This is a genomic window from Snodgrassella alvi, assembly GCF_002777855.1.
GTDB lineage: Bacteria > Pseudomonadota > Gammaproteobacteria > Burkholderiales > Neisseriaceae > Snodgrassella > Snodgrassella alvi_E.
Genome location: NZ_MEIK01000034.1, coordinates 217,327 through 229,884, shown reverse-complemented (window position 1 = coordinate 229,884; position 12,558 = coordinate 217,327). Strand labels below are relative to the sequence as shown.

The 12,558-nt window shown below is 42.1% G+C and carries 8 protein-coding genes; 3 read left to right on the top strand and 5 right to left on the bottom strand.

Going from position 1 to position 12,558, the window contains the following annotated elements:
• Positions 1 to 8: 8 nt before the first annotated feature.
• The 5 genes from BHC43_RS06780 to BHC43_RS06760 form a co-directional block, all read right to left on the bottom strand.
• Positions 9 to 3,704 carry a nitrate reductase subunit alpha gene (locus tag BHC43_RS06780; protein ID WP_100156884.1) on the bottom strand — a complete coding sequence of 1,232 codons (3,696 nt, stop codon included), beginning with the start codon at positions 3,702 to 3,704 and terminating at the stop codon, positions 9 to 11.
• Between the two features lie 98 nt (positions 3,705 to 3,802).
• Positions 3,803 to 5,173, bottom strand: coding sequence for a NarK family nitrate/nitrite MFS transporter (locus tag BHC43_RS06775; RefSeq protein ID WP_100156883.1), 1,371 nt, complete (start codon positions 5,171 to 5,173; stop codon positions 3,803 to 3,805).
• A gap of 12 nt (positions 5,174 to 5,185) precedes the next feature.
• A complete protein-coding gene (locus tag BHC43_RS06770; RefSeq protein WP_100156882.1) occupies positions 5,186 to 6,409 on the bottom strand; it encodes an MFS transporter in 1,224 nt (407 codons plus the stop codon).
• Between the two features lie 185 nt (positions 6,410 to 6,594).
• Entirely contained in the window at positions 6,595 to 7,248 is a 654-nt protein-coding gene (locus BHC43_RS06765) for a response regulator (RefSeq protein ID WP_100140038.1), read from the bottom strand.
• An 18-nt stretch (positions 7,249 to 7,266) separates the two neighbouring features.
• Positions 7,267 to 9,198, bottom strand: a complete 1,932-nt coding sequence (locus BHC43_RS06760; protein ID WP_100156881.1) for a histidine kinase — start codon at positions 9,196 to 9,198, stop codon at positions 7,267 to 7,269.
• 563 nt (positions 9,199 to 9,761) lie between these two features.
• On the opposite strand from BHC43_RS06760, the gene BHC43_RS06755 reads away from it, so the two are divergent.
• The 3 genes from BHC43_RS06755 to BHC43_RS06745 all read left to right on the top strand — a co-directional run bounded on the left by BHC43_RS06755 (position 9,762) and on the right by BHC43_RS06745 (position 12,200).
• The gene (locus BHC43_RS06755) at positions 9,762 to 10,226 is read left to right on the top strand and encodes a type VI secretion system amidase effector protein Tae4 (RefSeq protein WP_100140036.1); all 465 of its coding nucleotides are present in this window, start codon (positions 9,762 to 9,764) and stop codon (positions 10,224 to 10,226) included.
• Entirely contained in the window at positions 10,211 to 10,573 is a 363-nt protein-coding gene (locus tag BHC43_RS06750; protein ID WP_100156880.1) for a T6SS amidase immunity protein Tai4 family protein, read from the top strand. The genes BHC43_RS06755 and BHC43_RS06750 overlap by 16 nt, the downstream gene beginning before the upstream one ends.
• 316 nt (positions 10,574 to 10,889) lie before the next feature.
• Complete coding sequence (locus tag BHC43_RS06745) at positions 10,890 to 12,200, top strand: hypothetical protein (protein WP_100156879.1); 1,311 nt, start codon at positions 10,890 to 10,892, stop codon at positions 12,198 to 12,200.
• Positions 12,201 to 12,558: the final 358 nt, after the last annotated feature.

Below are 12,558 nucleotides of genomic sequence, written 5' to 3'. Positions count from 1 at the left end.
TTCCTTACTTATTCAGCCGCCGGGGTTGTGGCCGGTGTATCCAGCCAGTCCACCTTGTTCATTTTGCGTACTACCACCAGCTCATCGCGGTTGGTGCCTACCGTACCGTAATAATTGAATCCCCAGGACAATTGAGCATAGCCACCAATCATATGAGTCGGTTTCATTACTACTTTAGTCACAGAATTGTGGATACCGCCACGTTTGCCAGAGAGCTCCGAACCGGGCACGTTGACAATTTTTTCCTGTGCGTGATACATCAGAATCATGGTTTCTGGCACACGCTGGCTAACAACAACGCGCGCGGTTAATGTGCCGTTGACATTAAACACTTCCACCCAGTCGTTATCCTGCAAACCGGCACGTCTAGCATCGATTTCCGACATCCATACATGTGGACCACCACGAGATAGAGTGAGCATGCGCAAGTTATCAGAATAGGTACTGTGAATCCCCCATTTCTGGTGCGGGGTGATGAAATTCAGCACAATTTCTGGATTTCCGTTGCTTTGATGGCCTTTGACATTGAGTGTAGTCTTCAGGTCTACCGTTGGCCGGTAAGAAACCAACCCTTCACCAAACAAGCGCATCCATTGATGATCTTGATAAAACTGCTGACGTCCTGTCAGCGTGCGCCATGGAATCAGTTCATGCACATTGGTATAACCTGCGTTGTAGCTGACTTTTTCACTTTCCAGACCAGACCATGTCGGAGAAGAAATAATTTTGCGCGGCTGCGCCTGAACATCACGGAAGCGAATGGCATCGTCCTCACGTGCAATTGCTAAATGGGTATGGTCGATACCGGTATTTTTAGACAAAGCCTCCCAAGCCTTAACAGCTACATGGCCATTGGTTTCCGGCGCTAAAGTCAAGATCATTTCTGCTGCATCAATAGCACTATGTAGTTTCGGCTGTCCTTTCGCTACACCATCGCTATGTGTATTATTGAGCTTGCGCAGTAAATCCACTTCTACTGCGGTCTGCCAGCTAATCCCTTTGCCTCCGTTGCCAATTTTTTCCAGCAACGGTCCTACAGAAGTAAATTTTTCATAAATGGCGCCGTAGTCACGCTCTACTACCGTCATTTTTGGCATGGTTTTACCCGGTACTGGTTCGCATTCACCCAGTTTCCAGTCTTTAGGGTCAAATGGCTGAGCCAATTCTTCTGGACTGTCATGCATCAATGGTGTTAACACCAAATCTTTGCGCACGCCTAGGTAATCTTTTGCGATTTCGGAAAATGCCTTGGCAAGACCGCGGTAAATATCCCAGTCTGTACGGCTTTCCCATAATGGTTTCACAGCCTCGCTTAATGGATGAATAAACGGATGCATGTCCGAAGTATTCAAATCGTCTTTTTCATACCAAGTAGCGGTGGGCAGCACGATATCAGCATATAAGCAAGTAGTAGACATACGGAAATCTAACACTGTAAGCAAATCAAGCTTGCCTTCAGCAGCAGGCCGTACCTTCACATCCATGGGTTTAATGGCATCGGTTTCATCGCTCATTAATGCATTCTGTGTACCCAGCAGGTATTTCAGAAAATATTCATGCCCCTTGCCCGAAGAACCAAGAATATTTGAACGCCATACAAATAGGTTGCGCGGGAAGTTTTGCGGATTGTCTGGATCATTACAAGCCATATCCAGCACACCGGCTTTCATCTGCTCAACCGCAAAAGCAATCGGGTCTTTGCCCTGCGCTTCCGCATCACGGGTCACATCTAATGGATTGCGCGCCAATTGCGGTGCAGAGGGCAGCCAGCCCATACGCTCCGCTTTTACATTGAAGTCAAGCTGACTCATATTGGCCATCTGGCCTGCATGAGTAGGTGCAATCACTTCTGCCATATCCAGTTTTTCGTGTCGCCACTGGCTGGTATGTGCATAAAAGAACGATGTGCCATTCATTTGCCGCGACGGACGGTTCCAGTCTGCAGCAAAAGCAAGCGGGGCCCAGCCTGTTTGCGGACGCAGCTTTTCCTGTCCTACGTAATGGCACCAACCACCACCGCTCTGGCCAATACAACCACACATCATCAGCATGTTGATAATGCCGCGATAAGCCATATCCATGTGGTACCAATGATTCAGACCAGCCCCCACAATTACCATACTGCGGCCATGAGTTTCATGTGCATTTTGCGCAAATTCGCGCGCCACCTGAATCACCAGCTCCGGTTTAACACCCGTATGCTTCTGCTGCCATAGAGGTGTATACGGTACATCAGCCAGATAATCATCTGTCACACCATCACCACCAAAGCCGCGGTCAATACCATAATTGGCACACATCAAATCAAATACTGTGGTGACCAAAATTTCTTTACCATCGACGCCAGTAATTTTTTTAACCGGAATATTTTTCACAATTACTTCGGCAGCATCTTCGCCACCAAAGTAATCAAAAGACACCCCCATAATCGCATCATGATTTTCGGCCAACGAAATCTGAGCCTGAATATCGGCACTGTCGGATTTTTCCGCGCGCAGATTCCATTTTCCCTGCTCGCCCCAGCGGAAACCAATCGAACCTTTTGGCGCTACAATATCGCCGCTATTTTCATCTATTACCAAAGTTTTCCATTCAGGATGATTAGTTTCATCCAGACCGCCGGCCATCTGGCTGGCTCGCAGGAAATAACCCGGCAGCAAACGACCATTGTCCCGATTCAATACCACTAGATTCGGCATATCGGTTAAGCGGCGGCAGTAATCAACAAAATAAGCCGATGGATTCTGCAAATGAAACTCTTTCAGAATCACATGTCCCATCGCCATCGCCAGCGCTGCATCTGTACCCTGCTTCGGCGCCATCCAGATATCACTGAATTTCACCATTTCGCCATAATCAGAAGACACCGCAACCGTTTTCGTACCCTTATAACGTACTTCAGTGTAAAAATGCGCATCAGGTGTACGTGTCATCGGCACATTTGAGCCCCACACCATCAGATAGTTGGCGTTGTACCAATCCGCAGATTCAGCTACATCTGTTTGTTCGCCCCATGTCTGCGGACTGGATGGCGGCAGGTCACAGTACCAATCATAAAAGGACAGCGGCACCCCGCCAATTAAGCTTAGATAGCGTGAACCAGCAGCGTAGCTCACCATCGACATTGCCGGAATCGGCGAAAAACCAATTACACGGTCAGGGCCAAATTCCTTGATTGTAAATGCATTGGCAGCGGCAATAATTTCATATGCCTCATTCCAGTCCAAACGCACAAAACCGCCCAAACCACGCTGAGATTTATATTTTTTTGCACTTTCTGGATTCTGAGTAATACTCTGCCACGCTTCAATCGCGCCCAGGCTTTGACGTTTCTCGCGCCACATGCGCAGCAAAGACGCTCGAATCATCGGATATTTCACCCGCTGAGCTGAATACACATACCAACTGTAAGAGGCACCTCGCGGGCAGCCACGTGGTTCATGATTTGGCAAATCGGCACGCGTACGCGGATAATCTGTCTGCTGCATTTCCCACGTAATCAGCCCATTTTTAACAAACACGCGCCAGCTGCAGGAACCTGTACAGTTCACCCCATGTGTCGAACGCACCACTTTGTCATGCTGCCAACGCTGGCGGTAAGCATCCTCCCACTCGCGTCCTTCAGCTACCACCGCACCATGTCCGGCAGAAAAAGTTTCCTTGGTTTTACGTAAAAAATTTAGTCTGTCTAAAAAATGGCTCATGAATTTGTGCTCCACAGAGGCCTCAGCCCCTAACAGTTTCTTATTGATTTATAATTTTTAAGCGCTATCGTCCGCGACCACAGCGCCATAACAGCAAACTAGCAGCGCGTTACTGATTGCTTACGCACATAAAACCAGTAATTAATCAGCAGACAGCTCACATAGAAAACAATAAAGCCCCACAATGCCATCGAAACACTGCCAGTAGCCTCAATCGAAGAACCGAAACTTTTTGGAATCAGAAAACCACCATACGCGCCGATGGCACCCATAAAGCCCAGCACCGTGGCTGATTCTTTAGTAGCATGCAATTCCGCACTTTTAACATCACCCTGATGCAGGTGACGGTGAAACAACGAAAAAATCCGTGGTGCCTGCGCATAAGTCGAACCATTACCAATACCACTGAACGCAAACAACAGCATAAAACTACAAAAGAAACCAACAAAATTGCCAGAATTGCTACCCATCGGCTGGCACACCAGCACCCCGATTACCCCGACAATCATCATGGCATAGCTGATTTCAGTTAATTTTGCTGCCGACATCCGGTCAGACAGCCAGCCACCAACCACGCGCAGTATCGCGCCAACAAACGGACCCAGAAAAGCTAGCTTGATGGCATCAATATGCGGAAAAGAACGGCTAATCAACAACGGAAAAGCAGCTGAAAAACCAATAAACGAACCAAACGTACCCACGTACAGCCAGCACAAAATCCAATTGTGCAAACGTTTGAAAATAATTGACTGTTCTTTTAAAGAAGAATGCAGGCTACCAATATCATCCATACCAAACCAAGCTGCCAATGTGCTGAGCACGATAAATGGCACCCAGATAAAGCCGGCATTTTGTAACCACACCTGCGTTGTACCCTGTGGCGTCGTAATAGTTTGTGCATCACCACCCAGCGCCCCGAACAGGCAGGTCGTAATCGCCAGTGGCACCGCTATCTGCACAGCAGATACCCCTAGATTCCCCAGACCAGCATTAATACCCATGGCCTGACCTTTTTCCGCTTTCGGAAAAAACAGACTGATATTGGACATCGAAGAGCTAAAATTTGCCCCGCCGAAACCACACAACAGTGCCAGCACAAACATCGTACTGTATGAAGTATTAGGATTCTGTACAGCAAAACCCAAACCTAATGCTGGAATCAGTAAGCTGGCAGTAGAAATCGTTGTCCACTTGCGTCCGCCGAAAATCGGAATCACAAAAGAATAGAATATTCGTAATGTGGCACCCGAAAGAGCAGGCAGCGCAGCTAGCCAAAACAGCTCGTTACTGCTGAACTTAAACCCCACTAGTGGCAATTTCACCACTGTCACACTCCAAACCTGCCAGATAGCAAACGCCAGCAACAAAGCAGGAACAGATATCCATAGATTTCTGCGAGCCACCGTACGGCCTTTGCTTTGCCAAAACTGACTGTCCTCTGGACGCCACTCTTTTAAAATTTTACCCATATCAACCTCAGATTATTGATGCTTCTGATTTTTCAGAGAAAAATGCATCCAGATTAAGCTAATACACACGGTGCCAAACATCAGCATAAATGAGCTGGAACGAACACCAGTCCAGTCCACCAACACACCGAACATAATCGGTAGCAGAAAACCACCTAGCCCACCAGCCAAACCGACCACACCAGAGACCGTGCCCATATCTTCCGGAAACTCATCAGAGATAAACTTAAATACAGATGCTTTACCTATCGCCAAAGCCACACCCACAACAAATAGCAAAATCGTAAATACCGTAGCATTCAAACCAATATGCATATCAAGATGACCGCTTACCGTACGGATAGACATCTGCGTCTGCGGATAAGACAACAGAAAAAATGCAATCCAACAAACCCACATCACAGCCCAAGTTACTTTATAGGCACCGTATTTATCCGACAGCCAGCCTCCGAAAGCACGCAACACTCCTCCTGGCAAGGAAAAGCACGCAGCCAGTAAAGCAGCTTGTGTGAGTGCAAAGTGATATTCACCAACGTAATAACTCACCATCCACAAAGAAATACCCACATAACCGCCAAATACTACTGAATAGAGTTGACTATATTTCAATACTTGAGGATTTTTCATCAGCAATAGCTGTGCTTTCAGACTAGGCTGTTTGGCATTGGCTAATTTCGGTTCTGGATAACTAAAAAACCAGAAAAGCAAAGTAATCACCAATAAAATTACTGCATATACCCGCGGTACTGCCTGCCAGCCATAAGCAGTAATCAAAACCGGTGCCAGAAACTTATTCAGCGCTGCGCCCGCATTGCCTGCGCCAAAAATTCCCATGGCAAGACCCTGCCGCTCCTTACGAAACCACTTTGCCACGTAAGGTGTACCAACAGAAAAAGAACCGCCTACAAGACCCAGCCACAATGCAATCCACAAAAACTGGCTATATGTATGCGCATATTCCAGCAGCCATACAGCAGGTACACACACCAGCATTAAAAGAAAAAATACAATCCGGCCACCAAAACGATCTGCCCAAATACCCAACGGCACCCGAATAAGCGAACCAGACAATACCGGCATTGCAGTTAGCAAACCAAACTCTGTTTCATTTAAATGCAGCTGTTGTTTAATCGGCAAACCAAGTACAGCAAATACCATCCAAATCATGAAGCAAATAACAAAAGCAATCGTACTGGACGTCAGCACTGTTACCGACTTTCTGACTTCAGAATTCATCTTGCACTTCCCCCAAAAAAATTTGTCCTAGTGTACGTAATCCCTCTTTCATATCCCATTAGTCATCAGATGCAGAATCGATACTTCAAAAGAACAACCATATATAAGCAAACTGGCCTATTGACAAAATCAATAGGCCAGTTCAAAACACAAAATTAAAAAATTACACAGCTACTATCCCATCACTATTTATCCAAACCGTGTTCAACAGCATAAACTGCTGCTTGAACTCGGCTCCCAAGATTAAGCTTGCGCAAAATGTTCTGCATATGAACTTTTACTGTACTTTCAGTCACTTCCAGATTACGCGCAATGAGCTTATTACTGTTACCACGTGCCAGCCAGCGTAAAATCTCCCGTTCGCGTGGCGTTAGCGGTTCCTTCAACTCATGATTTACAGGCTCCTTCCGCCTAAGCTGCGTCACCAACTTACTGGTCATTTCCGGTGAAAGCACACTGTCACCATTGATCGCTTTTTCAATACTATCAAGCAGAAATTCTGTATCAATATTTTTAAGTAGATAACCCCGTGCACCTAGGCGCATACATTCCACTAAATCACCACCGTCTTCAGATACAGTGAGCATCAGCACCACTTGTTGAGGATTATGGCTCATCATTTGCGGCAGTGCCTCTAACCCACGCATCACAGGCATATCTAAATCCAGCAACACAGCATCAGGTTGTAACTGCTGTTGCATTTTTACCCCTTCCAGCCCATCTGTAGCCTCACCCACTACCTCAAAACGCTCACAGCTATCAATTAGAGCACGCAAGCCACGCCGAAAAAGCGTATGGTCATCCACAATCAGAATCCGGTACTTTTTTTCATTAGCCATCTTTATTTCCCAAAAGAATTACTCCTGAGTATGGATATACTGACGTGGTACCATCAGCTCCACACATGCTCCACCCCCCACCCGTGCAGAAATTTTCAACTTTCCATTAATTTTAGCGGAGCGCTCTTTCATTATATGTATACCCACATGTCCTTGCTGCTCCTTCTGCAAGAGTGTATCTTCAGCAAAACCAACACCATCATCCTCAATATTCAGATTCAGCCGGTCTGCCATATATGCCAAACGTACTTCAACAGCATCTGCATGAGCATGTTTACGCACATTTGACAAAGCCTCCTGCACAATAAACACTACCTGTAACTGCACCTCTGGTTCAACTTCATATACATCACCTTCAACAGACCAATCAACAACAATATCAGTTTGTTGTTCAAATCGCTTCATTACTCCTTGCAATGAGCTAATCAGCCCTTCCGTTACCAGCCTAACACGAAAATTCGATAACAATTCGCGTACATCATCATAACATTGCTGAATGCCCTCATTAATAAATTCAAGAGTCTGTGCAGCCTGTTGTTTTTTATACTCACCTAACGCTTTTTCCAGCACCTGCACCTGAATATTCAGAAATGAAAGCGACTGAGCAATACTGTCATGCAAACCCTGTGCCATTAGATTACGTTCTTCCAGAATCGCCATCTGTTTGTCCAACTCATTTAGACGCATACTTTCAATAGCAATCCCAAACTGACTACACACAGTAGAAATCAAGCGCTGATTTTCTTCACTCAACGCAAAAGGCACTTTAGCAAACAGATGCAGCATACCAATTTCATCATCCACAGACTTCACCGCAAAGGTTAAACAAAAAGGCAAAACCTGTCTTATCTGGCAGAAACGATTACGCTCATCAAAAATAGCCAATGATTCAGTTTCAACTACCGGCACAGATTGCAACATCTGAGCACAACGCCCACCATCACAGCGATAATCTCTGAATCTATCCACCTGCTCTTCTGTCAGCCCATCAGATCCAGCCAGCTCAAGCCTCTGAGAATGCCGATTTTTCAACTGCACCACACAGGCATCTGCACCACTAAACACCTTCATTTTATGCATAAACACCTGCACAAGCACTGATAACTCATGCTGTTCTTGAAACAATGATGTCATAGCATACAAAACAGCCAAATCTTGATTACGCTTTACTAACGCCTGTGTTTGTTCCGCTACCCGATTTTCCAGCGTGTCATAGACCTCATTTAACTTAGCAGCCATCAAGTTAAAGCCTTGCGCTACCTTACCAAATTCATTAGCTGTGCCCACTTGCAAGCGCGTATCAAAACGGCCTTTACCAATCTGACTAATACCCTGATTCAAACGGAGTAACGGCGCGATAACCAAATGGTGCAGTAACAGAAGAGAAACAATTGCAGAAAAAATAGCCATCAACAGCACAAGTACCTGTAACCAGCGCAATAACTGAATATTATGAGTATTATCCTGCTCAATCAGCAGTACCAGACGATCAATCACCGCAGTAAATTCACGAGCTTCAGCCAAAAATGCCGCATCGCTCAGATGTCCATTTAAATAAGCATTACGGTCACCAAGAAAATCCTGTAACTGCTCCTCAATCTTTACTACTTGATCAAGAAGCTGCTGATGCCGCCGTCCATTAACAAAACCGGTTTCATGCAAATCATGCAGATGCGTCAGAATTTCTTCAAACTGACGTTGCTCCTGCTCAAACTGCTGCTCCGCTCCTGGTGTTTTCGTTACCAACACCATATAAAACACCCGTTTACGCAAACTCCCAGCTTCATTTATTGCCATACCCAGCTCTTCAAGCCGCCAAGACGTATTCAGCGACAACCCTACTAAACTGGTAGCCAAAAACAGCCACACAGCAATAAGCACCACCAATACTTTAGAAAGCTTCTGCCCACGTAAAAACCAACGGTCAAATTTTTGCCACAAACTTTTCATATCACCCTTGCCAATAACAGAAGGCACAGTAACTTAAACTATAACTATATTATTATTTTAAATTTAAAATCCCATAACATTATTGCGAGCATCAAATAAATTATTCAGATTATAAAACACCAACTATCATACTGTTGCCCTATTCTATTATTTTTAAATACTGAAAAAAAAATTAAAACATGACAAAGCATAAAACACTTGAAACCAAGTTAATCACATTTAAGGTTTAAATATTTACATCGTCAGTATTTCCAAAATAAAAAAATAAGGTGTTAACAACATTAACATTTTTAGTTTACTGACACATATAGACATATTCCCTATTTTTGCCCAGAAATTTTTGATCGATATGGACAATTTAATTTACCGTCTTCTGTAAGAAACAATATAAGAAGATAGAAAAAATAACTTGGAGCAAATTGTTTTAAATCAGTTAGCTTTACAAAATCCTATTTTAATTTATTTTATATTTAAGATAGACAATGCCAGCATATACACTTTATAATCATTATTAACAAATTCAGTTATTTACTTTACCTGTATTTTCTTAATAAGAGGATGAAATGGCAAAACCTGACTTCAAAACTATGTGGACAAATTTTCAGTATGTTAATGTACCCGTTAAAGAAGTAGGAAAAAAAATAGGAGGTAAAGTTCAACAAAATATTGATTCAGAAATTTTCCAGAATGCTTGTGCAATACGAATGAGCTATGCATTAAATTATTCAGGTTTTCCTATCAATCGAGATTCAAGATGGAGCACATCTTCCGGTGCCGACAAAAAATGGTATATATTTAAAGTTACTGATCTAATTCGATTTTTAGAATGTAATTTTGGTAAACCAGACATTATTACCAAATCTACTACGAATATGAGTCAATTTAATGGAGTGAAAGGTCTATTAGTATTTAATGTTTCTATTTGGTCGGATGCGTCGGGTCATGCCACATTATGGGATGGAAGCAAATGTTCTGACCACTGCTATTTTGACGATGCAAATGAGGTGAAAATGTGGAAATTAAAGTAAAACTAATTTTTAGTCTAATAGTAATTTCGATTTCTTCTGCATTCGCACAGGCGCGCCCTCCGTTAAAAAATGATTTGGAAAATTTTACCTTGAGTTATTGTCTTGCTCAGAGTGAAAGCGGAGACATAATGCAGCGGGAGGCAAAAGCGGCTGTAGGCGCCTATGTTGAACTTGGTCGCTATCCTGCTGAAGCTTATGAAGAAGCATCACTGGTTGCACGCAAGTACTCAAAGCGTCCTTATAAAAGTTATCAACAAGGCGTACAGCTAATATTAATGAAATGCATAGATGCTTCACAAAGCAAAGAAATAAAATCAATTAAAAACCGTTTTTCTCAGAGAAAATAATTTTTTACTGAAAATTATATAGATGAAACAAAATTCCTGTTTTCAGATTATTTATTTACAGATAATTCAATAATTTTATTCGTATTTATATAACTTTAATTATCAGGTTTATCCCATCTTAATTAGGCATAAACGAATATACCTTTTCAACACGTGGTAGATCTAAACGTTTCCAACTTTCACAATAAAATAAATTTTTTTGTGTATTAGTTTGTGATCTAAAACGAATTATAATTATTTAAATACATGTAATATATTTTCAGTAAATCATTAATATTTTATATATATTTGCTTTAATCTAGCCAAAATCCTTACCATGTATAGCAAAAAATTTCTAAAACTCATACCTTATTTTCTGGTATCAATATCAATCAACACCATTTCCCAAACATGGGCTCAAAATATATATACCATCGAAAAAATATCTCCCAACGGATTGATTACCGTTTCTTTATCTGTACCAGTTAATACTACCAACAATAAAAATACACAACTATCCTTACGCGACGATATACCAGTTACAAAATCACAAGTTATAAATGTAAGATGCGGACAAACCAAACTGAAACATGACAATTCAGGAAACTGGCTGCTCCCAACAACTTGTAATAAAGTTACCTGGCAAGTAAAACCAGAGCTATCAGATAATAAACCCATAGATTTGGCTAACCAATTAACACTCAAACTGAAAAAAGCAGGCTGGATATTATTTTCAGAATCTTCTTCTTTATTGCGGATCAAACATTCTGAGAGCGCATCCGTACTCACTAGTACAAACAATATCCCCCTGCTTGGCGCCACTTCAACGTTATACGGATGGGCTATCCCTCCGGTAGGTACTGCTCCGGAATTTTACATCATCGGACAACCCGAAACTCAGCAAAAAATCATAGCAGACCTTCCCGTCACCTATGTAATAGACAATCCACAACAAACCAATTGGTCTGAATTGCAGGCTTTACATCAAAAAACCCTACGTTATTTCACAACTATTCTTTCTCTACCCGCAGACCTACCAAGCAATGAAAAATCATTATTGCTAATTTGGCTAGGAACAGAAGCTGAAAACAAACAAGTAAATGGGGCAGCAGGCAGAAGAAGCTTTATCGCCAATTATGTTTATGAAAGAAATCACCGAATCAGTACAAGTGATAATGTGCATAGCCTTTTAGTTATTGCCCATGAGCAATTTCACCAGTATGCCGATATGGTACGTTACAAGCACCCTGTAGATACATCTGTCTGGATAGAAGAAAGTTTAGCTCAGTATTACGCTTTAAAATCTATGCAAAAAGCTTTATCTGCAGATGAATTTGAAGCTATTAAAAATAAATTCTTGTCACAAGATCAAAATATTTATTTCAAATTTAGTGAGATTGAACAACAAATTAAACAAAACAATTACAAAAACTATTCCCTCTTATATAGCCAAGGACCAAAATTTTGGTATGCCATGGATCAGGCACTGCTGTCTTCTTCACAAGGTAAATATGGGCTCGATTCATTATTACCTGTACTAATAAACTCTGACTGCCAAAATGGTCAACTTCCAGCTGCTTTCGTTCAAAAAGCAAACGAAATTGGAGGTAATCAAATAAATAATCTATTAAAACAATATGTTCAATAAGAAGTAAATCAAGATATTTGAAAATAAAATTTTAAATAAGGAAAATTTCTTCTACAAATAACCGTAGTATAAATATACTATTTTAAATCAGATACAACTCTACAGATTTTGGTTTGTAGTGAGTTTTTTCGCATTCTTTTTATTATTTTCTAAAACATAGAATGAATGAATTAAATCATATCCGGTAAACACCGTTCACAGTGGAGCGAAATGTTTCCTGTTTTACAAATCATACTTCTACTTCTAATCATCCGTATAAGAATTTATATAATTCAACAAATTAAGTTTAAACAGTATAAGATAATCTGAGGCCTATTTGGGTTTATTTTAATTTCACAACTTGCTACAAATTCTGCAT

Excerpts from the sequence above, each read along its gene's own strand:
- BHC43_RS06780 (WP_100156884.1), bottom strand. The coding sequence starts at position 3,704 with ATGAGCCATTTTTTAGACAGACTAAATTTTTTACGTAAAACCAAGGAA.
- BHC43_RS06775 (WP_100156883.1), bottom strand. The coding sequence starts at position 5,173 with ATGGGTAAAATTTTAAAAGAGTGGCGTCCAGAGGACAGTCAGTTTTGG.
- BHC43_RS06770 (WP_100156882.1), bottom strand. The coding sequence starts at position 6,409 with ATGAATTCTGAAGTCAGAAAGTCGGTAACAGTGCTGACGTCCAGTACG.
- BHC43_RS06765 (WP_100140038.1), bottom strand. The coding sequence starts at position 7,248 with ATGGCTAATGAAAAAAAGTACCGGATTCTGATTGTGGATGACCATACG.
- BHC43_RS06760 (WP_100156881.1), bottom strand. The coding sequence starts at position 9,198 with ATGAAAAGTTTGTGGCAAAAATTTGACCGTTGGTTTTTACGTGGGCAG.
- BHC43_RS06755 (WP_100140036.1), top strand. The coding sequence starts at position 9,762 with ATGGCAAAACCTGACTTCAAAACTATGTGGACAAATTTTCAGTATGTT.
- BHC43_RS06745 (WP_100156879.1), top strand. The coding sequence starts at position 10,890 with ATGTATAGCAAAAAATTTCTAAAACTCATACCTTATTTTCTGGTATCA.